The sequence below is a fragment of the Streptomyces sp. NBC_01190 genome (assembly GCF_045039895.1).
In the GTDB taxonomy this organism is placed as follows: Bacteria; Actinomycetota; Actinomycetes; order Streptomycetales; family Streptomycetaceae; genus Actinacidiphila.
The window spans coordinates 1,835,297-1,858,865 of record NZ_CP108580.1 but is presented as its reverse complement, the minus strand read 5'-3'; the positions used below and the strand labels follow the sequence as shown (position 1 = coordinate 1,858,865).

Here is a 23,569-nt window from a genome sequence, read left to right as displayed (position 1 = left end):
TCAGCGACCGACGAGTAGGAGGTCTCCGTGCCGCTCTCGGAGCACGAGCAGCGCATGCTCGAGCAAATGGAGCGAGCGCTGTACGCCGAAGATCCCAAGTTCGCGTCGGCGCTTGAGGGGAACGGGCTGCGCACGTACACCCGCCGTCGCGTCTATCTGGCGGTGGCCGGCTTCCTGGTCGGGATCGGGCTGCTCATGGGCGGCATGATCGCCAAGCAGCCGTGGATCGGCGTGCTGGGTTTCCTGGTGATGCTGGTGGGTGCGGTGCTCGCGGTGACCGGCTGGCGTCGCGCGACTCGTCCCGGTGAGCAGCCGCCCGTCGCCCAGCAACCGGTCCGCCGTATCGGCCGCCGGCAGCAGCAGCAGCCGCGCCGCGGCAAGGTCATGGACCGTATCGAGGAGCGCTGGCAGCGGCGCCGGGACGAACAGCAGGGCCACTGAGGCGCCACCGGCCCACCCCGCACAGCACAGCGAAGGGGCGCGGATCTCTCCCGAGATCCGCGCCCCTTCGCCCACCCCGGACCACCCGCGCCGCGGCGAGTCCCCCCGCGGCCCCTTCGCCGGGTCTGCCCCGGGCCTCCCGCGCCTCCCGCCCGACGGATTCCCCCTTGTCCCCCCCTGTCCCCCCCGCGGGGTAGGGGCGGGGACAAGGGGGAATCCGTCGGGGCCTGCCGGGGCCGGGGGCGGCCGGCTGGACGGGGGCCTTTCGCCAGGACCGGCCGGGGGCCCGGGTCTGCGGGTGGGGGCTACTGCTGGGGGACCTGGCGGTGGAAGAGGCGCCGCACCGGGGCGGTGATCCGGTGGGTCGCCAGCGCGAAGCGCTCCGCGGCGGCCGTCCAGCGCGCCGAGAGGGACCACAGGAGCCGCACCGAGGAGCGGGGGAGGAGCGTCGCCCGCAGCCGGGCGCCGCGCCCGGCGGAGTGCCGCAGACCGGCCCGCACTCGCTGAACCTCGGTCGCCAGCCCCGGCACGGGCCGCGGCTCGGGCGCGTAGAGCGCCTGCTCGACCGCGGTCGCCAGCGCGCCCACCGCCTCCGCCGCGGGACCGGTCAGCCCGCCCGCCAGCACGAGGCGGGTCGCCGCCTTCCGCGGGGTCTCGGAGTCGTCGGGCAGGATGCCGTAATCCCAGGCGGTGTCGACCACCTCGCGCCAGGCCGGCAGGGCGAGCCCCCCGGGGCCCGGTCGTCTGCCGGGCGGCGCCGATCCGCCGCCGGATCCGCCGCCGGATCCACTCGCGTCCGCCGGTGACCAGCGGCCGGTCGGGGTGGGTCCGTCGGCCGCGGTGGGCCGGCCGCTGAGCCGCCCGGCCCGTACCCGCGACCGCCAGTAGGTCGGCGCCGCCAGCAGCAGCGCCACCAGCACGGCGGCCACCGCGGCGAGCAGCAGCCAGCCCGCGGCGAAGCCGCCGCCGCCCGGGCCGCCACCGCCGCCCGCCGCCGCGGCGGCGCAGTCACCGGTCGGCGCCCGGTTCTCCGGGGCGCACGTGGCGGGCGCGGAGGTGGCGGGCGCCGGGGTGGCGGTGGCGCCGTGCGGCGCCTGGTCCGGCTGGTCGGAGCCGCCGCCGGACGGGGTGGCCTGGGTGTAGGAGGGGGGCGTGCCGCGGTAGGGGGTGGGCTCGAACCGGGTCCAGCCGATGCCCTCGAAGTACAGCTCGGGCCAGGCGTGCGCGTCCTTGAGGCTGACCGACATCAGGCCGGCCGCGTTCTGGGTGCCCGGGGTGAAGCCGATCGCGACCCGGGCGGGTATGTCCAGGGTGCGGGCCATCGCCGCCATGGTGAAGGCGAAGTGGACGCAGAAGCCTTCCTTGGTCTGGAGGAAGCGCGCGATCGCGTCGACCCCCGAGCCCGCCTTGGCGTCGGTGCTGTAGACGAACTGCCCCGAGGTGAAGTACTTCTGGAGCAGCAGCGCCCGCTCGTAGTTGTTGGTCGCCGACTTGGTGACGGCCCTCGCGGTCTGCGCGACCACCGGCGGCAGCGAGCCGGGCACCTTGGTGTACTGCTCGGCGATCCGCCCGGTGGGCGGCGGCGCCGCCGCCAACTGCGCCGCGGTCGGCTCCAGTTGCATGCTCGTCACCGAGTAGCGCTCACCGGACACCGTCTGGCCGTGCTGCCCGACGACCATCCGGCCCTCGGGTTCGAACCGCCAGTCGCCCGGCGCCTGCACGCTCAGCGCGGGGAACGGCATCGGCAGCAGTCCCTGCCGGTAGTCGTCGTCGGCCTTGATCTGGGTGACCACCGGCTTGTACTTCAGATCCACCGACTGCCCCTGCGGCTTCGGCAGCACCTGGGGAATGTCCTCGGCATCCTGCCGGGACGGGGACCACTCGGCGCCGTCGAACTTGTCCAGCGCCGCAATCCGCAGGTACATCCCGGTCAGATCGGTGGAGTTGGTGTGATAGGTCAACACCTCCTGATCCTCGGGCTGGTTGAGGTCGTCCTGGAGGGCCGCCACCAGATTGACGGCGGCGGCGCCGCCGCGCCCGCCGCCGCCGTTGCCGCCGGCGCGGCCCGTGGTGTCCAGCAGCCCGCTGCCCAGCGAGGGCAGGATCAGCGGTGCCAGCAGTGCGATGCCGAGCGCCGTCGCCCCGATCCGCCGTCCGGTACGGACCGGCGCCGACGCCGCACCGCCGGCCGTCGAGGCCGAGCCGCCCGCCCAGCTGTTGGCGGGCGCGGCGCCGCCGAAGACCCGGCCCCAGCGGGAGATCCGGTCCCGGCCCTCGGCGAGCAGCAACAGCAGATAACCGGCCGCCGCCACCAGGAAGTACAGCCACTGGGCGCCGCCGTCGGCGAGTCCGGCGGCCACCGAGTACAGCGCGAGCAGCGGCAGTCCGGCCGGGGCGGCGCTGTTGTACGTGACGGCTATCGCGTCCACCGCGAGCGCGATCACCAGCACACCGCCGACGAGCAGCATCCGGATGCCGGGGGTGACCGGCGCCGGAATGGTGAAGTCGCCCACGTCGGTGAGGCCGCCGCGCACCAGGTCGCCGAGCTCCCGCAGCGCGTTCGGACCCGGCAGGAGACCGCCCACCGCCCGGTCGGAGGCGAACATCACGGTCAGCACCAGCAGCGACACCAGCGCCTGGGCCAGCACCGTCAGCGGCCGGGCCAGCGGCACCCGGCGGGCCGCGGCGCCGATCCCGGACTGCACGCACACGCACAGCAGGGCGCGGAAGATCCAGCCGCTCGGACTGGCCAGGGGCAGCAGTGAGCAGGCGGCCATCATCGAGGCCGCCGCCGCACACAAGGTCAGCCGTGCCCGTCCGCTCATGCCGTCGCCCCCGCCTCGCGCTGTTCCTGCTGGGATTCCTCCAGGGACCGGTAACGGTCCACGTGCTGCCACAGATCGGTGAGCGTGTCCCCGGCGCGCACCGCGACGATCGTCCAGCCGCTCTCCCGCAGGATCCGGATCGCGGCCGCGGTGCCGTCCGGATCCTCGACGGGCTCGGCCGGACCGGCGCCGGGCGCCGGACCGGGGTACGGCTCCGGGCGGGCCGCGCTCTCCCGGGTCAGCCAGGCGTCACTGTCCAGGACGAAGGCGACCGCGCCGCCGGCCCGCTGCCGCATCCGGCCCACACTGGCCGCGTCCCGCAGGTCCATGTCGCCGATGAAGGCCACCAGCAGACCCTCGGTGCCCGACCGCAGGACGTCATACGCCGCCGACAGCTCCTCGGTCTCGGAGTGGTCCACCACCGCGAGGGTGTCGAGCAGCACCCCGGCCATGTCGCTGGAGTCGCCGGCGAAGCCGGTCGCGCCGTCGGGTCCCGGCACCGTGGTGCCGTTGTCGGTCAGCAGCCGGACCGAGAAACCGCGCTCCAGCATGTGGGTGGCGACCGAGGCGGCCCCGGAGACCGCCCACTCGAAGGCCGAGTCGGGCCCCGAGCCGTAGTAGGCGATCCGCCGGGTGTCCAGCAGGACGGTGCAGCGGGCCCGGTTGGGCTGCTCCTCGCGGCGCACCATCAGCTCGCCGTACTTGGCGGTGGACCGCCAGTGCACCCGGCGCAGGTCGTCGCCGTGCCGGTAGCCGCGCGGGATCACGTCGTCGTCACCGGCGAAGGCCGGCGCCCGGCTGTGGCTCTCCCCGTAACCGGACGACTCGCCGGCCAGCCGCACCGCCGGCAGCGCCTCGACCTTGGGCACCACGGTGAGCGTGTCGAAGGCGCTGAAGGAGCGGGTCAGCTCGCACATGCCGAAGGGATCGGTCAGCCGCAACTGGAGCGGGCCGAGCGGGTACCGGCCGCGCAGGTCGGAGCGGACCCGGTAGGACACCTCGCGATGGCCGCCCGGCTCCACCCGGTCCAGCACGAACCGCGGCCGGGGACCGAGCACATACGGCACCCGGTCCTGGAGCATCAGCATGCCGGTGGGCACCCGGGAGACGTTGTCCACCCGCAGATGGACCCGGGCCTCCGACATCGCGGGCACCCGGGACGGCGCCAGCCGGCGGCTGCCGGCCACCCGGTAGCGGGTGCGGTAGAGCACCGCGACACACACCAGCGGCAAGGCCGCGAGCAGCAGTCCGACCCGCAGCAGATCGGACTGCCCCAGCACGTAGCTGCACACCGCGGCGGCCACCCCGGCGGCCACGAACGACCGGCCGCGGGTGGTGAGTCCGGCCAGCGCGGTACGGAACCCGCCGCCCTGCTGGGCGCCGCCCGGCGGGGCGCCCGCCGGGCCGGCGGGCGGCACCGGGGCGGTCATCACAGGCTCCGGCTGCCCGGTGTGCCCTGCGGGCGGGCGGGATGCCGGGGCCAGGAGCCGCCGGACGGGTCGGGCACCGCCACCCGCTGCACGATCTCGGCCACCACCTGCTCGGGGGTGCGCCGGTTCAACTGCGCCTGCGCGGTGGGCAGCAGCCGGTGCGCGAGCACCGCGCCGGCCAGCGCCTGCACGTCGTCGGGGAGTACGTAGTCCCGGCCGTCCAGGGCCGCGGACGCCCGGGCCGCCCGCACCAGGTGCAAGGTGGCCCGGGGCGAGGCGCCCAGCCGCAGGTCCGGGTGGTTGCGGGTGGCGCCGACCAGGGTGACCGCGTAGCGGCGGACCCCCTCCGCGACGTACACCTGCCGCACCGCCTCGATCAGTTTGACGATCTCATGGGCGTGCGCGACCGGCTGGAGGTCGTCCAGCGGGGAGACCCCGCCGTGCATCTCCAGCATCTTCAGCTCGGAGTCCGGGCTCGGGTAGCCGATGGAGACCCGGGCGGTGAAACGATCCCGCTGCGCCTCGGGCAGCGGATAGGTGCCCTCCATCTCCACCGGGTTCTGGGTGGCGATGACCATGAACGGGCTGGGCAGTTCGTAGGTGGTGCCGTCGACGGTGACCTGGCGCTCCTCCATGGACTCCAGGAGCGCCGACTGCGTCTTGGGGGAGGCGCGGTTGATCTCGTCGCCCACCACGATCTGGGCGAAGATCGCGCCCGGCTTGAACTCGAAGTCGCGCCGCTGCTGGTCGAAGACGCTGACGCCGGTGATGTCCGACGGCAGCAGGTCCGGCGTGAACTGGATACGCCGGACCGAACAGTCGATCGAACGGGCGAGGGCCTTGGACAGCATGGTCTTGCCGACACCGGGCACATCCTCGATCAGAAGATGCCCTTCGGCGAGCAGGACGGTCAGCGCGATGCGTACGACCTCCGGCTTGCCTTCGATCACGCTCTCCACGCTGCGGAGCACGCGCTCCGCGGTCGCGGTCAGATCGTTCAGGCGTGCTCGTGGGTCAATGGTCGTCACCCGGTACTCCTCGGCCTGTTTCTCGGGACTCGGTCATCCCTGGACCGGCCCTCCCCGCAATGAGCAGCGTCTATCGAGCGCAGACGTGCCGCACCCGCATTCTTCCCTTACGCGGCGGTCCACGTCACTCGCCTGCCGTTACTGAGTCGTGATTTCCCTCAGCAGCCCGCTGTGCACGTCGAAGACGAAGCCTCGCACGTCGTCGGTGTGGGCCAGGAACGGAGAGGTGCGAACCCGGGCCATGGACTGCCTGACGTCCTGATCGACATCGGCGAACGCCTCGACCGCCCAGGTGGGCCGCTGTCCCACCGTGCGCTCCAGTTCGTTACGGAAATCCTCGGTGATGCTCTGGAGACCGCAACCGGTGTGATGGATGAGTACGACCGAACGGGTGCCGAGGGCGCGCTGGCTGATGGTGAGTGAGCGGATGGTGTCGTCGGTGACCACCCCGCCGGCGTTGCGGATGGTGTGACAGTCGCCCAACTCCAGGCCGAGCGCTTTGTGCAGGTCGATGCGTGCGTCCATACAGGCGACGACCGCGACTTTGAGCACGGGTTTGGCGTCCATGCCCGGGTCGTGGAACGCCGCGGCGTAGCGTTGGTTGGCTTCGACGAGCCGGTCGGTGACGGAAGCGGTCTGGGTGTGCCCGGCCGGTGACGCGCCCGACTCGACGGGGGCGGGGCCGCTGGCAGATATCGACATGTCAATGACGGTATCTCGTGACCTTGTGCCATGGCTGGACTCGCCAGGACCTGATCTCGTTGACCGTGGGGCACAGTGGAGTAAAGTGGCGCGAAGTGGTCCGTCTGCGGGAGGAGGGCCGGGTCATGGCGTTCCTCGGCTTCCTGGGGACCTACACCCCTCGGCTGGACGACAAGAACCGGCTGGTGCTGCCCGCCCGGTTCCGCGAGCCGCTCGCCGACGGCCTGGTGATCACCCGCGGGCAGGAGCGCTGCCTGTGCGTATGGCCGGTGGCCGGCTTCAAGGCCGCCACCGAGCAGCTCTCCGCCGCCCCGCTCACCTCCAAGTCCGCCCGGGACTACGCGCGGGTGCTCTTCGCCGGGGCGCACGACGAGGTGCCGGACAAGCAGGGCCGGGTGACGGTGCCGCAGCCGCTGCGGGAGTACGCCGGGCTGGTCCGCGACTGTGCGGTGATCGGCGCCAACACCCGGGTGGAGATCTGGGCGGCCGATGCCTGGGAGGGCTATCTGGCGGCCCAGGAGGAGACCTTCTCTGCCCTGTCGGAGGAGGCCCAGCCCGGATTAGTGTGATCTTGACCCCCGCGGTCCGCACGGTCCCCGGGCGGCCACCCGGTCCGCCCGCACGGACGTACGGCCCGGCCTCCTCCCGCTCCCGCCCCGGCTTCCGCCGGCATCACTTCCCCGGTGCCAGGGGAGCGTCGCCGCAGAGCGGGTGGGGACCAGGTTCTACGTCCCGAAACCAGAAGTTAGGCCTCCATGAGCGACCCGTCCCCGCCCGCGCAGCCACGGCACGTCCCCGTGATGCTCCGGCGCTGCCTCGACCTGCTGGCGCCCGCGCTCGCCGAGCCGGCCGGCGCCTCCGTCGCCGCCGACGGCAGCGGACCGGTCGTGGTGGACCCCACCCTCGGGCTCGGCGGCCACAGCGAGGCGCTGCTCACCCGGTTCCCCGCGGTCCGGCTGATCGGCGTCGACCGCGACCAGGAGGCGCTGAAGCTCTCCGCCGAACGGCTGGCCCCCTTCGGCGACCGCGCCACCCTCGTCCACGCGGTCTACGACGAGCTGCCCGAGGTGCTGGGGCGGCTGGGGGTGCCGCGCGTCCAGGGCATCCTCTTCGACCTCGGGGTCTCCTCCATGCAGCTCGACGAGGCCGACCGCGGTTTCGCCTACGCGCAGGACGCGCCGCTCGACATGCGGATGGACCAGGCGGCCGGGATCAGCGCGGCCGAGGTGCTCAACACCTATCCGCCGGGTGAGCTGGTCCGGATTCTGCGGGCCTACGGCGAGGAGAAGTTCGCCCGCAAGATCGTGGACGCGGTGGTCAAGGAGCGGGCCCGCGAACCCTTCACCACCAGCGCGCGGCTGGTCGAGCTGATCCGCGAGGCGCTGCCCCAGGCGGCCAAGCGCACCGGCGGCAACCCCGCCAAGCGCACCTTCCAGGCGCTGCGGATCGAGGTCAACCGTGAGCTGACGGTCCTGGAGCGGGCGGTGCCGGCCGCGGTCGCCGCACTCGCGGTCGGTGGCCGGATCGCCGTCCTGTCGTACCAGTCGCTGGAGGACCGGCTGGTCAAGCAGGTCTTCGCGGCCGGCGCCGCCAACACCGCGCCGCCCGGCCTGCCCGTCGTCCCCGAGCGGTACCAGCCGCGGCTCAAACTCCTCACCCGCGGCGCCGAGGTGCCGACCGAGGACGAGCTGACCGAGAACCGCAGGTCCGCGCCGGCCAGGCTGCGGGCCGCGGAACGCGTCCGGGAGGACGTCCGATGAGCGGCACCGGCCGGCCGGGCGAGCGCGGCGAGCCCCGGCGCGGCAGCCACGGCAAGGACGAGGTGGGCAGCGGCCGCCCCTGGTCCCCGGCCGACCGCCCGGCCCCCACCGGCCGCACCCGCGACACCGCCCCGCCCCACCCGAGCGCCCCGCCCCCCGCCGCGGGCCGCCAGGACCGGGACCGTAGTGACCGGGCAGACCGCCGGGACCGTACCGAGCGGGCTGACCGCCCGGACCGGGACCGTATCGACCGGGCTGACCGCCCGGACCGGGAGCGTACTGACCGGCCGGACCGTACCGACCGGGGTGCGCGCTCCGACTCCTCCGACCGCTCCCGGCACCTCGGCTCAGCGGTGCCCGGCCGGGGTGCCGGCCCGGACCCTGCCGGGCGGCGGCCCGTGGCGCCCCGCCGGGGCGCCGTGCCCGGGCCGGCCGGCGGCGGCGCGACGGCCGGGCGGGCCGGCGCCGGGTCGGCGGAACGCGGCCGGTGGGCGACCATCGGCGGCGGTCTCGGCCGGCTCGGGGCGATGCGGGCTCCGGGCGGCCCGGGGGGGCCGGCCGCCGCGCGGACGCCGTTCGTCGTCCTCGTCGTGACCCTGCTCGCCGGCGGCCTGATCTCCCTGCTGCTGCTGAACTCCGCCGTCAACCGGGACTCCTTCGAACTCAACAAGCTCCAGAAGGACACCACCGGGTACACGGACGAGCAGCAGGAGCTCCAGCAGGAGGTGGACGGCTACTCCGCCCCGGAGGAGCTCCAGCGCCGGGCCCAGCAGCTCGGCATGATCCCCGGCGGCAACCCGGCCTTCCTCAACCTCGACGGCACCGTCCGCGGCACCCCGGACGCGGCCACCGGGCCGCCTCCGCCGCTGCCCAGCACCACCCAGCCGAGCCAGCCGGCTGAACCGATCCAGCCGATCCAGCCGACCGCCACCCCCTGACAGGTGACCGACGTGAACCGCCAGCTCCCGCAGGCCCGCGCCCGGAGGACCCCACGGTGACCGATCCGCGCCGCCCCCGCGACGAAGCCCCCCGCCGCCGCCCCGGACCCCGCCCGGCCGCCGGCGGCCCGGCGCGGCGGCCGAGCGGAACGCCCAGGGCGCCCCGCCCCCGCGTCCCCGCCGGGCCGAAGCTGGTCCGGCTCGGCAGGCCGCGGCCCCGGCTGCGGATGGTCGGGGTGGCGCTCACCCTGGTGATGGCCGCCTTCGTCGTCCGCCTGCTCCAGGTCCAGGCCGTGGACGCGTCCAGCTACGCCGCCAAGGCCGCCGTCAACCGCTGGGTCACCCATGAGCTGATCGCCGACCGGGGCACCATCACCGACCGCTCCGGGGTCGATCTGGCCACCACCGTGGACGCCTTCGACATCACCGCGGACCCGTACCTCTTCACCTACGCGCAGACCAAGGTGAAGGACGCCCCGCAGCAGGCGGCGCAGCTCCTCGCGCCGATCGTCGGCGGCGACGCGGCCACGATCGCCCGCCGGCTCGCCACCCCGGGATCGCGCTACCAGGTCATCGCCCGCGAACAGCCGCCGCAGGTCTGGAACCAGATCAAGGACCTCAAGTCCGCCTTCGCCGACAAGGCCGAGGAGCACGAGGGCGCGGACGTCATGGCCGGCATCTTCGACGAGCCGCACACCAAACGCGTCTACCCGGCCGGCGACCTCGCGGCCGGTGTCATCGGCTTCGTCAACGCCGAGGGCCAGGGCGCGGGCGGCATCGAGTCCATGCTCAACCAGCAGCTCGCCGGCACCAACGGCAAGATCCGCTACGCCCAGTCCAACGGCCGCCAGGTCCCCACCGCCGGCAGCCAGGAGCAGCCCGCCGTGCCCGGCTCCACCGTGGAACTGACGCTGGACCGGGACATCCAGTGGGCCGCGCAGAGCGCCATCACCGCCCAGGTGCAGAAGTCCAGGGCCGACCGCGGCTACGTCATCGTGCAGGACTCCCGCAGCGGCCAGGTGCTGGCCATGGCCGACGCGCCCGGCTTCGACCCCGGCGACCTCGCCCACGCCAACGCGTCGGCGCTCGGCAACGCCGCCATGCAGGACGCCTACGAACCCGGCAGCGTCAGCAAACTGATGTCGATGGCGGCCATACTGGACACCGGCACCGCCACCCCCACCACGCAGGTCACCGTGCCCGGCACCCTGCCGCGCGCCGACCGGGTCTTCCACGACGACGTGGACCACGGCACCTGGTACCTGACCCTCAACGGGGTGCTGGCCAAGTCGAGCAACATCGGCACCATCCTGGCCAGCCAGCACCTGGGCGCGACCCAGCCGCAGGCCAACCAGGTCCTCTACTCGTACCTGCGGAAGTTCGGCATCGGCCAGCCGACCGGGATCGGCTTCCCCGGCGAGACGCCCGGCATCCTCGCCAAGCCGCAGGACTGGAACGCCTCCCAGCAGTACACCATCCCCTTCGGCCAGGGCCTGTCGGTCAACGCGCTCCAGGCGACGTCGGTCTACTCGACCATCGCCAACGGCGGGGTCCGGGTCGAACCCTCGCTGATCCGCGGCATCACCGGGCCCGACGGCCGCTTCGTGACCGCCGACCCGCCGCAGCGGACCCGGGTGGTGAGCGCGGGGACCGCCAAGACGCTCTCGCAGATGCTGGAGTCGGTGGTCGGCAACGAGCAGGGCACCGGCATCAACGCCCGGATCGACGGCTACCGGGTGGCGGGCAAGACCGGTACGGCCAACCGGGTGGACCCCAAGACCGGCCGCTACAAGGGCTACACCTCGTCCTTCCTCGGCTTCGCGCCCGCCGACGACCCCCGGGTCACCGTGTCCTGCGTCATCCAGAACCCGACCCAGGGCAGCTACTTCGGCGGCTCGATCTGCGGTCCGGTCTTCCAGCAGGTGATGGAGTTCGCGCTGAAGAGCCTTGACGTGCCCCCGTCCGGAAAACCCGCCCCGAACCTGCCGATCGACTTCGACCCCGGCCGGCCGTCGGCCACTACCGCGTCCGCCGCCACGTCCACGTCCACGTCCGCCACCACGTCCGCGACCACCGCCCAGGGGCAGTGACCATGGGCGGCCGGCCTCCCGGCTCGGGGCCCGGAGCGCGCTCCGGCGCGCGGCCCGGCCGGCCGGGAGCCGCGGCCGCCCGAGACCGCGACCCGCGCCGCCGCCCACCGGCCCCTTTTGGCCCGCACCCCGGCCCGCCCGGTAACCTCACCGCCGTGCCCACAGCTGATCAGTCCACCCTCACCCAGCCACCGGGCGCGCCGCGCCCGACGCGCGTACGCCCCAAACCGCTCGCGGGTCTCGCCGGCCGGCTCGGCGCCCAGGCGCCGGACCGGCCCGCCATGATCACCGGCATCACCCATGACTCGCGCGCGGTGCGCCCCGGCGACCTCTACGCGGCCCTGCCCGGCGCCCGTTTCCACGGCGCGGACTTCGCCGCGCAGGCCGCCGAGGCCGGCGCCGCCGCCGTGCTCACCGACCCGGCGGGCGCCGAGCGCGCCGCCGCCGCGGGATTGCCGACGCTGATCGTGGCCGACCCACGGGCCGTGCTGGGCGGCCTGGCGGCCGCCGTCTACGACGAGCCGGGCGAGGCCATGCTGCGGATCGGCATCACCGGCACCTCCGGCAAGACCACCACCTCGTACCTGGTGGAAGGCGGCCTGCGAGCCACCCGGGAGGGCGCCACCGGCCTCATCGGCACCGTGGAGACCCGGATCGGCGACCAGCGCCTCAAGAGCGAGCGGACCACCCCGGAGGCCACCGACCTCCAGGCGCTGTTCGCGGTGATGCGCGAGCGCGGCGTCGAATCGGTGGTGATGGAGGTCTCCAGCCACGCCCTGGTCCTCGGCCGGGTGGACGGCGCGGTCTTCGACGTGGCCGTCTTCAACAACCTCAGCCCGGAGCACATGGAGTTCCACTCCGGCATGGAGGACTACTTCCAGGCCAAGGCGCGGCTCTTCACCCCCGCCCACAGCCGCCTCGGCGTGGTCAACGCCGACGACGCGTGGGGCCGCCGGCTGGTCGCCGAGGCCGGCGTCCCGCTGATCACCTACTCGGCCGAGGGCCGGCTCGACGCGGACTGGCGGGCCGAGGACATCAGCGCCGGACTGCACGACAGCCGCTTCACCGTGCTCGGGCCCAAGGGCGAGCGGGTCAGCGCGGTGGCGCCGCTGCCCGGACCCTTCAACGTCGCCAACACCCTGGCCGCGATCGCCGCGCTGGCCGCCGCCGGCCTCGACCCGCAGGCGGCCGCCGACGGTGTCGCCCGGGTGCCCGGCGTGCCGGGCCGGCTGGAGCGGGTGGACGCCGGCCAGCCCTACCTCGCGGTGGTGGACTACGCGCACAAGACCGACGCGGTGGAGTCCGTCCTGCGGGCGCTGCGCGCCACCACCGACGGCCGGATCCACGCGGTGCTCGGCTGCGGCGGGGACCGGGACCAGACCAAGCGCGGGCCGATGGGCGCGGCCGTCGCCCGGCTGGCCGACACCGCCGTACTGACCTCGGACAACCCCCGCTCGGAGGACCCGCTGGCCATTGTGGCCGCGATGCTGGCCGGAGCCGTGGGCGTCCCGGCGGAGCAGCGCGGGCATGTCGTCGTCGAGCCCGACCGGGCCGCCGCCATCGCCACCGCCGTCGCCCGGGCGCGACCCGGCGACATCGTGCTGGTGGCCGGCAAGGGCCATGAGCAGGGCCAGGACATCGCCGGAGAGGTACGCCCCTTCGACGACCGCGAGGTGCTGCGCGCCGCGATCGAGAAGGACCGGAGCCAACCGTGATCCCCCTTACCCTCGCCGAGATCGCACGCGCGGTCGGCGGGAAGACGTACGACATACCGGACAGTGACCTGACCGTCACCGGACCCGTGGTGAAGGACTCCCGCGAGGTGCTGCCCGGCTCGCTCTTCGTGGCGTTCGCCGGCGAGCGGGTGGACGGGCACGACTACGCCGCCCAGGTGATCGCCGACGGCGCGGTCGCCGTGCTGGCCGCCCGCCCGGTCGGCGTGCCCGCCATCGTGGTCGACGACGTCCAGGCCGCCCTCGGCGCGCTCGCCCGCCATGTCATCGGGCGGCTCGGCGTGACCGTGGTGGCCCTGACCGGTTCCGCGGGCAAGACCAGCACCAAGGACCTCATCGCCCAGCTCCTGGACAAGGTCGCGCCCACCGTGTGGACGCCCGGTTCCCTCAACAACGAGATCGGGCTGCCGCTCACCGCGCTCACCGCCGACGAGCACACCAGGAACCTGGTGCTGGAGATGGGCGCCCGCGGCCCCGGCCACATCCGCTATCTGACCGGCCTGACCCCGCCGCGGATCGGGCTGGTGCTCAATGTCGGCTCCGCGCACATCGGGGAGTTCGGCGGCCGGGAGCAGATCGCCCAGGCCAAGGGAGAACTGGTCGAGGCGCTGCCCGCCGCCGCCGACGGCGGGATCGCGGTGCTCAACGCCGACGATCCCCTGGTCAGCGCGATGCGCACCCGTACCAGGGCCCGGGTGGTGCTCTTCGGGGAGAGCGAGCGGGCCGAGGTCCGCGCCGAGAATGTCCGGCTCAGCGACCGGGGACAGCCGATCTTCAGCCTGCGCACCCCCACCGGGTGCGCCGACGTGACCTTGCGCCTGTACGGTGAGCATCACGTGTCGAACGCGCTCGCCGCGGCCGCCGTCGCCTGTGAACTCGGCATGCCTGTCGGGGAGATCGCCGCTGCGCTCTCCTCGGCCGGTTCGCTCTCGCACTGGCGGATGGAGGTCACCGAGCGGCCCGACGGCGTGACGGTCATCAACGACGCCTACAACGCGAACCCCGAATCCATGAAGGCTGCTCTGCGCGCACTGGCCGCGATGGGCAGGCCCGCTCAGGCTCGGGGGGGCCGTACGTGGGCGGTGCTCGGCGCGATGGCCGAACTCGGCGAGCACGCGCTCACCGAGCACGACGCGGTGGGGCGACTGGCCGTTCGGCTCAACGTCAGCAAGCTCGTGGCCGTGGGCGGTACCGAAGCCGCCTGGCTGCAAATGGGCGCCTATAACGAGGGTTCGTGGGGTGAGGAGTCGGTGCACGTGTCCGACGCGAAGGCGGCGATCGACCTGTTGCGCAGCGAGGTGCGCCCGGGCGATGTCGTGCTGGTGAAGGCATCGAGGTCGGTGGGCCTCGAATCCGTCGCCTTGGCGCTGGCCGGGGCGGTGTCCGGTGATCCGGGCGGCTTCGGTGGCCGCGAGGGTCGCGAGGGTGCCGCGCGATGAAGCAGATCCTCGTCTCCGGCGTTCTCGGGCTCTTCCTCTCACTGATCGGCACACCGCTGCTGATCCGCCTGCTGGCCCGCAAGGGCTACGGGCAGATGATCCGGGACGACGGCCCGAAGGGCCACCACAGCAAGCGCGGCACCCCCACCATGGGCGGTATCGCCTTCATCCTGGCCACCGTGATCGCCTACGCGGTCACCAAGCTGATCACCGGCGACAAGCCGACGATGTCCGGCGTGCTGGTGCTCTTCCTCACCGCCGGGCTCGGCCTGGTCGGCTTCCTCGACGACTACATCAAGATCGTCAAGCAGCGCAGCCTCGGCTTGCGGGCCAAGGCCAAGATGGCCGGGCAGCTCATCGTCGGCATCGCCTTCGCCGTGCTGGCGCTCAACTTCCACGACTCGCGGGGCCAGAGTCCGGCCTCCACCAAGCTCTCCTTCACCACCGACTTCGGCTGGTCGATCGGCCCGGTGATCTTCGTGATCTGGGCGCTCTTCATGATCCTGGCCATGTCCAACGGGGTGAACCTCACCGACGGCCTGGACGGCCTGGCCACCGGCGCCTCGGTGATGGTCTTCGCCGCCTACACGATCATCGGTGTCTGGCAGTACGGGCAGTGGTGCGGCGCGCCGGTGAGCGCCAACGGAGCCTGTTACGAGGTGCGCGACCCGCTCGATCTCGCGGTGGTGGCGGCCGGCCTGACCGGCGCCCTCTTCGGCTTCCTGTGGTGGAACACCTCACCGGCCAAGATCTTCATGGGCGACACCGGCTCACTGGCGCTCGGCGGCGCGCTCGCCGGACTGGCGATCTGCTCCCGCACCGAGCTGCTGCTCGCCATCCTCGGCGGCCTCTTCGTCCTCATCACCATGTCGGTGATCATCCAGGTCGGCTCCTTCCGGCTCACCGGCAAGCGGGTCTTCCGGATGGCACCGCTCCAGCACCACTTCGAGCTCAAGGGCTGGAGCGAGGTCCTGGTCGTGGTCCGGTTCTGGATCATCCAGGGCATGTGCATGGCCGTCGGCCTCGGCATCTTCTACGCCGCCTGGGTCGCCGCCTCATGACGGCCGCCGACGAGCTCAAGGGCGCCGCGGTCACGGTGGCCGGCCTCGGCGTGTCCGGAGTGCCCGCCGCCAAGGCGCTGCACACCCTCGGCGCCCAGGTCACGGTGGTCAACGCCACCGCGGGCGACAAGCAGTGGGCCGAGGCGGCCGAACTGGAGGCACTCGGCATCGCCGTACGCCTCGGTGACGCCGCAGCGGAGTTGCCGGGCGGTACCGAGCTCGTCGTCACCAGTCCCGGCTGGAAGCCGGCCACCCCGCTGTTCGCCGCCGCCGCCGAGCGGCACATCGAGATCTGGGGCGATGTGGAACTCGCCTGGCGGCTGCGCGGCCCGGGCGCGGCGCCCTGGCTCGCGGTCACCGGCACCAACGGCAAGACCACCACCACCCGGATGCTCGCCGCCATCCTCGGCGCGGCCGGGCTGCGGACCGCCGCCGTCGGCAACATCGGGGTCTCCCTGCTGGACGCGGTCCTCGGCGAGCAGCGGTACGACGTGCTCGCCGTCGAACTGTCCAGCTACCAGCTCCACTGGGCGCCCAGCATCCGCCCGCACTCCGCCGCCGTGCTCAACCTGGCGCCCGACCACCTCGACTGGCACGGCTCCATGGCGGCGTACGCCGCCGCCAAGGGCCGGGTCTACCAGGGCAACCAGGTCGCCTGCGTCTACAACACGGCCGAGCCGGAGACCGAACGGCTGGTCCGCGAGGCCGACGTGGAAGAGGGCTGCCGGGCGGTCGGCTTCACCCTGCAAGCCCCACGTCCCTCGGAACTCGGCCTGGTCGAGGGCCTGTTGGTGGACCGCGCCTTTGTCCCCGACCGGCAGGGCACCGCCCAGGAGCTGGCCGCGACCGCCGACGTCCAGCCGTCGGCGCCGCACAACCTCGCCAACGCGCTGGCCGCGGCTGCGCTCGCCCGCGCCTACGGGGTCGAACCGGCCGCCGTCCGCGAGGGCCTGCGCGCCTTCAAGCCCGACGCCCACCGGATCGCCGAGGTCGCCACGGTGGCCGACGTGACCTGGGTCGACGACTCCAAGGCCACCAACACCCACGCCGCGGCGGCCTCGCTGGCCTCCTACGAGTCCATCGTCTGGCTGGCCGGCGGCCTCGCCAAGGGCGCCACGTTCGACGAACTCGCCGCCCGCGCCGCCGACCGGCTGCGCGCGGTGGTGCTCTTCGGCGCGGACCGGGCGCTGATCCGCGAAGCCCTGACGCGACACGCCCCGCAAGTGCCGGTGGTCGAGCTGGACCGGACCGACACTGGGGCGATGTCCGCCATCGTCGACGCGGCCCGGGAGCTGGCCCGGCCGGGCGACACCGTGCTGCTGGCCCCGGCCTGCGCCTCGATGGACATGTTCGCCAACTACAACCAGCGCGGGGAGCTGTTCGCCGCGGCGGTCCGGGCCCTGCCGGACGCCGCGGACCAGTCCTAGCCGGCACTCCCGCGCGGTGCGCCGGCGCGGCGCGCCGATGGAGGGGACGCAATGACGGCAGACCGTTCGACGGCCGTGGCGCGGTACGGCGGTGCCACCGCGCCGGCCCCCGCCGCACCCGGGCTCTCAGCCTGTTCCGGGCTCTTCGCCGTTCCCGGGCACTTCGCCGGCCCGCCTGGAGCCCGCCCGACCGGCGCCCTCGCGGCGGGGGTGGGCGCGTGACGGCCGACCGCCCCACCCCGCGCGGCGGCGAGCGCCGCGTCCCCCGCCGGCCGCCGGCGGAGGCCGCCCGCGGCGGGGCGGCGGGAAGCGCCGCCGCACGCCGAACCGCGGAACCGCGCCCGCGTCCCGCCGTCACTTCCCGCGGCGAACCGCGCGCGGTCGCTCCGCGCGGCGAACCGCGCGCCGCCGCCCCCGCCGCCAACCGGTCCCGCGGCGCCCGGCTGCCGCTGCGGCCCGCGCCCAGGACCGGCGGGCCGAGCGCGCTGCGCGGCGCCGCCCGACTGCCGGCCCGGCTGCGCGCCGCCTGGGACCGGCCGCTCACCGCCTACTACGTCATCCTCGGCGCCGGACTGCTGATCACCGTCCTCGGACTGGTGATGGTCTACTCGGCCTCGCAGGTCCTCGCCCTCCAGTACGGACTGCCGTCCACCTTCTACTTCCGCAAGCAGCTCCTCGCCGTCGCCATCGGCGCGGTGCTGCTCTGGTTCGCGGCCCGGATGGGCATCCGCTTCCACCGGGCGCTGGCCTACCCGCTGCTGCTCGGCGCCGTGTTCCTGATGTGCCTGGTGCAGGTGCCGGGGATAGGGCAGACGGTCAACGGCAACACCAACTGGATCTCCATCGGCGGCCCCTTCCAGCTCCAGCCGAGCGAGTTCGGCAAACTGGCGCTCGCCCTGTGGGGTGCCGACCTGCTGGCGCGGAAGAACGACAAGAACCTGCTGGTCCAGTGGAAGCACCTGCTGGTCCCGCTGGTCCCGGTCGCCGTCCTGCTGCTCGGCCTGATCATGCTCGGCGGCGACATGGGCACCGCCATGATCCTCACCGCCGTCCTCTTCGGCATGCTCTGGCTGGCCGGCGCCCCCACCCGGCTCTTCACCGGAGTGCTGGCCGGCGCCCTGGCGCTGGCCGCCCTGGCGATCGCCACCAGCCCCAACCGGATGGGACGGCTGCGCTGCATCGGCGCCACCGACCCCGACCACGGCTGCTGGCAGGCCGTGCACGGCATCTACGCGCTCGCGTCCGGTGGCTGGTTCGGCTCCGGTCTCGGCGCGAGTGTGGAGAAATGGGGTGAACTCCCCGAGCCCCACACCGACTTCATCTTCGCCGTGACCGGCGAGGAACTGGGCCTGGCGGGCACACTGTCGGTGGTGGCCCTCTTCGCGGCACTAGGCTACGCGGGTATCCGCGTGGCCAGCCGTACGGAGGACCCCTTCGTCAGGTTCGCAGCGGGGGGTGTGACCACCTGGATCACCGTCCAGGCCGTGATCAACATCGGTGCGGTGCTCGGCCTGCTGCCGATCGCCGGGGTCCCGCTCCCGCTGTTCTCCTACGGAGGTTCGGCCATCCTGCCGACCATGTTCGCGATCGGGCTGCTCATCTCCTTCGCCAGGAACGAGCCCGGGGCGCGAGCCGCGCTGGCCGTGCGGGGGCACAACAACCCCCTGACCGGGGCAGTCAGACGGACGATGCGACGGCGCGCCAGACGGCGGCTGTCCGGAGAGCGGTGAATGACGGTGCATGTCGTACTCGCCGGCGGGGGGACCGCCGGCCACATCGAGCCGGCGCTCGCGCTCGCCGATGCCCTGCGCAGGCAGGACCCGACCACGGGGATCACCGCGCTCGGCACCGAGAAGGGCCTGGAGACCAGGCTGGTGCCCGAACGCGGCTATGAACTCGCCCTGATCCCCGCCGTACCGCTGCCCCGCAGGCCCACCCCGGAACTGATCACCGTGCCGGGCCGGCTGCGCGGCACCATCAAGGCCGCCGAGCAGATCCTGGAACGCACCAAGGCCGACTGCGTGGTGGGCTTCGGCGGTTACGTGGCGCTGCCCGGCTATCTGGCGGCCAAGCGCCTCGGGGTGCCGATCGTGGTGCACGAGGCCAACGCCCGCCCGGGCCTGGCGAACAAGATCGGCTCCCGCTACGCCCACGCGGTCGCCGTCTCCACCCCGGACAGCAAGCTGCGCGACGCCCGCTACATCGGCATCCCGCTGCGCCGCAGCATCGCAACCCTGGACCGGGGCGCCGTCCGCCCCGAGGCCCGGCACGCCCTCGGCCTCGACCAGAACCTGCCCACCCTGCTGGTCTCCGGCGGCTCCCAGGGCGCCCGGCGGCTCAACGAGGTGATCACCGCGGTCGCGCCGCGGCTCCAGCAGTCCGGTGTGCAGATCCTGCACGCGGTCGGCCCGAAGAACGAACTGCCGCAGTCCGACAACATGCCCGGCATGCCGCCGTACCGCCCGGTGCCGTACCTCGACCGGATGGATCTGGCGTACGCCGCCGCAGACATGATGCTCTGCCGGGCCGGCGCCATGACGGTCGCCGAACTCTCCGCCGTCGGGCTGCCCGCCGCCTATGTGCCGCTGCCCATCGGCAACGGCGAACAGCGGCTCAACGCGCAGCCGGTGGTCAAGGCCGGCGGCGGTCTGCTGGTGGACGACGCCGAGCTGACCCCGGACTGGGTGCTCAGCCATGTGCTGCCCGTACTCACCGATCCGCACCGGCTCTACGACATGTCCCGCGCCGCCGCCGAGTTCGGCCGCCGCGACGCGGACGACCTCCTCGTCGGCATGGTGTACGAGGCGGTGGCCGCGGGGCGGGCACGATAGGACCGTGGCCGCGAGGGCGTCAACACACGGGAGGTCCACGTGACCGGATCGGGGACCGGATCGACGACCGGCGCGAGGACCGGATCGAGCGCCGGATCGAGCGCCGGATCGAGCGGGGCCGGCGCGGGTGCGGACACCGCCGCGGCCGGCCGGATCCGCGGGGTGCGGCGCCCACCGCGGCGGCGGACCCTGCTGATCGGGCTGGCCGCCCTCACCGTGCTGATCGGCGGCGGCACCTGGGCGGTCTACGGTTCCCCGTTGTTCCGTGCCACCGGCGTCTCGGTCGGCGGGGCCCGTGAATTGACGCGGGCCCAGATCGAGCGGGCCGCCGCCGTACCGCTCGGCGGCGCGCTCGCCTCGGTCGACACCGGCGCCGTACGTCAACGGCTGCTCACGGCACTGCCGCGGCTCGCGACCGCGGACGTGGCGCTCTCCTGGCCGCACACCGTCTCCGTCCAGGTGACCGAGCGGGAACCGGCCGCCGTACTGGCGAGCGGCGGCCGGTTCACCGAAGTCGACCGGGGCGGGGTGCGTTTCGCCACCGTCGACCGGGCCCCGGCCGGGGTGCCGCTGGTGCGACTGGCGCCGGCGCCCTCCGCGAGCCTGCGGCATTTCGGCACAACGCGCCTGCTCCAGTCGGCGATTGCGGTCGCCGGCGACCTCCCCCGGGCGCTGCACGGTCAGGCGACCGCCATCCGGGTGCGTTCCTACGACGGTGTCACCGTCGAGCTCAGCCGGGGGCGTTCGGTGGTGTGGGGGAGCGCTCAGCAGGGCGCGTTGAAGTCGGCCGTGCTCACCGCGCTGATGAAGGCCGAGCCGCACGCCACGCACTTCGATGTCAGCGCGCCCACCGCCCCTGCCGCGTCGGGGAGTTGACATACGGTCCGTCCGGGGCCGCAAGGTGTGCGACCCTGGCTCCAGGGCCTACCGCGTGATCACATAGGGTGAAAAGAAAAACGGTAGGTTCGGCGTGTTCGTTGAACCGTCACTGCTTGTCGACTTAGTGTCCTGTCCCAAGAGAACACGTGGGACAGGCATACTGGTAACCCTAAACCTTACGGTCAGGGTTGAGAACGGCACCGGCGAGCCACCGACCGTCCCACACGATTCGTAATCGAGGCGAGAGGGCTTCGACGTGGCAGCACCCCAGAACTACCTCGCAGTCATCAAGGTCGTCGGCATCGGCGGCGGTGGTGTCAACGCCATCAACCGGATGATCGAGGTCGGTCTCAAGGGCGTCGAGTTCATCGCGATCAACACCGATGCACAGGCCCTCCTGATGAGCGACGCCGACGTCAAACTCGACGTCGGCCGTGAACTGACCCGTGGCCTCGGCGCGGGCGCCAACCCCGATGTCGGCCGCAAGGCCGCCGAAGACCACCGCGAGGAGATCGAAGAGGTGCTCAAGGGCGCCGACATGGTCTTCGTCACCGCGGGCGAGGGCGGCGGCACCGGTACCGGTGGCGCCCCCGTGGTCGCCAACATCGCCCGCTCGCTGGGTGCCCTGACCATCGGTGTGGTCACCCGCCCCTTCACCTTCGAGGGCCGTCGCCGCGCCAACCAGGCCGAGGACGGCATCGCCGGACTGCGGGAAAACGTCGACACGCTGATCGTCATCCCCAACGACCGGCTGCTCTCCATCTCGGACCGCCAGGTCAGCGTGCTCGACGCCTTCCGCTCCGCCGACCAGGTGCTGCTCTCCGGTGTCCAGGGCATCACCGATCTGATCACCACCCCCGGTCTGATCAACCTGGACTTCGCCGATGTGAAGTCGGTGATGTCCGAGGCCGGCTCCGCGCTGATGGGCATCGGCTCGGCCCGGGGCGACGACCGCGCGGTGGCCGCCGCGGAGATGGCGATCTCCTCGCCGCTCCTGGAGGCGTCGATCGACGGCGCCCGCGGTGTGCTGCTCTCCATCTCCGGCGGCTCCGACCTCGGTCTCTTCGAGATCAACGAAGCCGCCCAACTGGTCAGCGAGGCCGCGCACCCCGAGGCCAACATCATCTTCGGCGCGGTCATCGACGACGCGCTCGGCGACGAGGTCCGGGTCACCGTGATCGCGGCCGGCTTCGACGGCGGCCAGCCGCCGCCGAAGGGCTCCCGCGACCGGGTGCTCAACCCCTACCCGGCGCGCGACGAGACGCCGAGCGGCAACGCGCAGGCCGACAGCCCGCGCCCCGCCCCGGCCTTCGACGGGATCGGCAGCCTGCCGGCCCCGGCCGAGCCGGAGCGGGAACCGGTCGCGGAAGCCCCCGCGCCCCCGGTACACCCGCATGTGCCGCCGGCCCGCCCCTACCAGGAGACGGCCGCCGAGGAACTCGACGTGCCGGACTTCCTGAAGTGACCGAACAGCAGTGATAGGGCATCGCACAGCAGTGGGCGGCGCGCACTTCGCCTTCACCGACCGGTGGGGCGGGGTGGGCGCCGTTCCGCATGACAGCCTCAACCTCGGCGGCGCGGTCGGCGACGACCCGGCCGCCGTGCGCGTCAACCGGGAGCTGGCCGCGAAGACGCTCGGCCGCGACCCCGAACGAGTGGTCTGGATGAACCAGGTGCACGGCCGGGACGTCGCCGTGGTCGACGCCCCCTGGGGCGACCGCCCGGTGCCGGCCGTGGACGCACTGGTGACCAGCCGCTCCGACCTCACCCTCGCGGTGCTCACCGCGGACTGCGTACCCGTACTGCTCGCCGACGCCGAGGCGGGGGTCGTCGCCGCGGCGCACTCCGGCCGGCCGGGACTGGTCGCCGGAGTGGTGCCGGCCGCGCTCGAAGCGATGGCCGCCCAGGGCGCTGACCTCGCTCGGATCATCGCCTTGCTCGGGCCCTCGGTATGCGGCCGGTGCTATGAAGTGCCCGCGGCGTTGCGGGACGAGGTGAGCGCCGTCGAGCCCGAGGCGTACGCCGAGACGAGTTGGGGTACGCCCGCGCTCGACATCAGCGCCGGCGTACGCGCTCAACTCGCGCGCTCCGGCGTTCGGGTGGCAGCGGGACCGAACGTCTGCACGCTGGAGTCGACCGATCACTTCTCGTACCGGCGTGAGGGCACCACCGGCCGGCTCGCGGGCTATGTCTGGCTGGACGAAACCGATACCGCCGACACTTTCGCTGACGTATCGGGCGGAAGCCGGTGAACGACCCCAGAGCCGCCCAACTCGCCGCGAATCTTGCCGCGGTGGAAGACCGGATCACCACCGCGTGCGTGGCCGGCGGCCGCAAGCGCGAGGACGTCACCCTGATCGTCGTCACCAAGACCTATCCGGCCTCCGACGTCCGGCTGCTCGCCGAACTCGGGGTGCGGAACGTGGCGGAGAACCGCGACCAGGACGCCGCCCGCAAGGCGGCCGAGTGCGCCGGCCTCCCGTTGAGCTGGCACTTCGTCGGGCAGTTGCAGACCAACAAGGCTCGTAGCGTTGTCAGATACGCTGATCATGTGCATTCCGTCGACCGACTCCGGTTGGCCGGCGCGCTGTCCGGCGCGGCCACCGCCGCGGGACGCGAGCTCGGCTGCCTGGTCCAGGTCGCCCTTGACGCCGAGTCAGGCGCCAGGGGCGAGCGGGGCGGGGTGGCACCCGAGGAGGTCGGGGAGGTCGCCGACGCGATCGCGGCCGCCGACGGGCTGCGGCTCGACGGTGTGATGACCGTCGCGCCGCTGGCCGGAGCGTACGCGGGACAACCTCGCGCCGCCTTCGACCGGTTGATGGAAATCTCGGCCCGCCTGCGGGAGACTCATCCGGCTGCGAACATGGTCTCGGCAGGGATGAGCCAGGATCTCGAGCACGCGGTGGCGGCCGGAGCGACACATGTACGCGTCGGTACGGCGGTGCTCGGAGTCCGTCCGCGGCTCCGGTAACGTCACCAAACAGT

At 73.3% G+C, this 23,569-nt stretch carries 19 protein-coding genes; 15 read left to right on the top strand and 4 right to left on the bottom strand.

Annotated elements, in window-relative coordinates:
• Window positions 1-27 precede the first annotated feature (27 nt).
• Window positions 28-441 (top strand): DUF3040 domain-containing protein, encoded by a 414-nt coding sequence (locus tag OG519_RS07910; RefSeq protein ID WP_405580464.1) that lies wholly within the window; start codon window positions 28-30, stop codon window positions 439-441.
• Window positions 442-746: 305 nt separating this feature from the next.
• Here the strand turns inward: OG519_RS07910 and OG519_RS07905 are convergent, their stop codons facing one another.
• The 4 genes from OG519_RS07905 to OG519_RS07890 all read right to left on the bottom strand — a co-directional run bounded on the left by OG519_RS07905 (window position 747) and on the right by OG519_RS07890 (window position 6,426).
• Window positions 747-3,266, bottom strand: a complete 2,520-nt coding sequence (locus OG519_RS07905; protein ID WP_405580461.1) for a DUF3488 and DUF4129 domain-containing transglutaminase family protein — start codon at window positions 3,264-3,266, stop codon at window positions 747-749.
• Entirely contained in the window at window positions 3,263-4,696 is a 1,434-nt protein-coding gene (locus OG519_RS07900; protein ID WP_405580459.1) for a DUF58 domain-containing protein, read from the bottom strand. Before OG519_RS07900 ends, OG519_RS07905 begins: the two co-directional genes overlap by 4 nt.
• Window positions 4,696-5,724, bottom strand: coding sequence for an AAA family ATPase (locus tag OG519_RS07895; protein ID WP_405580457.1), 1,029 nt, complete (start codon window positions 5,722-5,724; stop codon window positions 4,696-4,698). Before OG519_RS07895 ends, OG519_RS07900 begins: the two co-directional genes overlap by 1 nt.
• Before the next feature lie 138 nt (window positions 5,725-5,862).
• Window positions 5,863-6,426, bottom strand: a complete 564-nt coding sequence (locus tag OG519_RS07890; RefSeq protein WP_405580454.1) for a beta-class carbonic anhydrase — start codon at window positions 6,424-6,426, stop codon at window positions 5,863-5,865.
• A gap of 125 nt (window positions 6,427-6,551) precedes the next feature.
• On the opposite strand from OG519_RS07890, the gene mraZ reads away from it, so the two are divergent.
• The 14 genes from mraZ to OG519_RS07820 all read left to right on the top strand — a co-directional run bounded on the left by mraZ (window position 6,552) and on the right by OG519_RS07820 (window position 23,555).
• Entirely contained in the window at window positions 6,552-6,995 is a 444-nt protein-coding gene (gene mraZ, locus OG519_RS07885; RefSeq protein WP_405592555.1) for a division/cell wall cluster transcriptional repressor MraZ, read from the top strand.
• A gap of 186 nt (window positions 6,996-7,181) precedes the next feature.
• Complete coding sequence (rsmH, locus tag OG519_RS07880; protein WP_405580452.1) at window positions 7,182-8,186, top strand: 16S rRNA (cytosine(1402)-N(4))-methyltransferase RsmH; 1,005 nt, start codon at window positions 7,182-7,184, stop codon at window positions 8,184-8,186.
• A complete protein-coding gene (locus OG519_RS07875) occupies window positions 8,183-9,124 on the top strand; it encodes a hypothetical protein (protein ID WP_405580450.1) in 942 nt (313 codons plus the stop codon). The genes rsmH and OG519_RS07875 overlap by 4 nt, the downstream gene beginning before the upstream one ends.
• Before the next feature lie 56 nt (window positions 9,125-9,180).
• Entirely contained in the window at window positions 9,181-11,214 is a 2,034-nt protein-coding gene (locus OG519_RS07870; RefSeq protein ID WP_405580447.1) for a peptidoglycan D,D-transpeptidase FtsI family protein, read from the top strand.
• Window positions 11,215-11,369: 155 nt separating this feature from the next.
• Window positions 11,370-12,929, top strand: coding sequence for a UDP-N-acetylmuramoyl-L-alanyl-D-glutamate--2,6-diaminopimelate ligase (locus OG519_RS07865; RefSeq protein ID WP_405580444.1), 1,560 nt, complete (start codon window positions 11,370-11,372; stop codon window positions 12,927-12,929).
• Window positions 12,926-14,386 carry a UDP-N-acetylmuramoyl-tripeptide--D-alanyl-D-alanine ligase gene (gene murF / locus OG519_RS07860; protein ID WP_405580442.1) on the top strand — a complete coding sequence of 487 codons (1,461 nt, stop codon included), beginning with the start codon at window positions 12,926-12,928 and terminating at the stop codon, window positions 14,384-14,386. Before OG519_RS07865 ends, murF begins: the two co-directional genes overlap by 4 nt.
• Window positions 14,383-15,447, top strand: coding sequence for a phospho-N-acetylmuramoyl-pentapeptide-transferase (mraY, locus tag OG519_RS07855; protein WP_405580439.1), 1,065 nt, complete (start codon window positions 14,383-14,385; stop codon window positions 15,445-15,447). The genes murF and mraY overlap by 4 nt, the downstream gene beginning before the upstream one ends.
• Window positions 15,444-16,874 (top strand): UDP-N-acetylmuramoyl-L-alanine--D-glutamate ligase, encoded by a 1,431-nt coding sequence (murD, locus tag OG519_RS07850; protein ID WP_405580436.1) that lies wholly within the window; start codon window positions 15,444-15,446, stop codon window positions 16,872-16,874. Before mraY ends, murD begins: the two co-directional genes overlap by 4 nt.
• A gap of 443 nt (window positions 16,875-17,317) precedes the next feature.
• Window positions 17,318-18,604 (top strand): putative lipid II flippase FtsW, encoded by a 1,287-nt coding sequence (gene ftsW, locus OG519_RS07845; RefSeq protein ID WP_405592553.1) that lies wholly within the window; start codon window positions 17,318-17,320, stop codon window positions 18,602-18,604.
• A 6-nt stretch (window positions 18,605-18,610) separates the two neighbouring features.
• The gene (gene murG, locus OG519_RS07840) at window positions 18,611-19,705 is read left to right on the top strand and encodes an undecaprenyldiphospho-muramoylpentapeptide beta-N-acetylglucosaminyltransferase (RefSeq protein WP_405592551.1); all 1,095 of its coding nucleotides are present in this window, start codon (window positions 18,611-18,613) and stop codon (window positions 19,703-19,705) included.
• Window positions 19,706-19,744: 39 nt separating this feature from the next.
• A complete protein-coding gene (locus tag OG519_RS07835; protein WP_405580433.1) occupies window positions 19,745-20,581 on the top strand; it encodes a cell division protein FtsQ/DivIB in 837 nt (278 codons plus the stop codon).
• Window positions 20,582-20,840: 259 nt separating this feature from the next.
• On the top strand, window positions 20,841-22,049 hold the full coding sequence (gene ftsZ / locus OG519_RS07830; RefSeq protein ID WP_405580431.1) for a cell division protein FtsZ: 1,209 nt from the start codon (window positions 20,841-20,843) through the stop codon (window positions 22,047-22,049).
• Window positions 22,050-22,059: 10 nt separating this feature from the next.
• Window positions 22,060-22,836 carry a peptidoglycan editing factor PgeF gene (pgeF, locus tag OG519_RS07825; protein ID WP_405580429.1) on the top strand — a complete coding sequence of 259 codons (777 nt, stop codon included), beginning with the start codon at window positions 22,060-22,062 and terminating at the stop codon, window positions 22,834-22,836.
• Window positions 22,833-23,555 carry a YggS family pyridoxal phosphate-dependent enzyme gene (locus tag OG519_RS07820; RefSeq protein ID WP_405580426.1) on the top strand — a complete coding sequence of 241 codons (723 nt, stop codon included), beginning with the start codon at window positions 22,833-22,835 and terminating at the stop codon, window positions 23,553-23,555. The genes pgeF and OG519_RS07820 overlap by 4 nt, the downstream gene beginning before the upstream one ends.
• Window positions 23,556-23,569 lie beyond the last annotated feature (14 nt).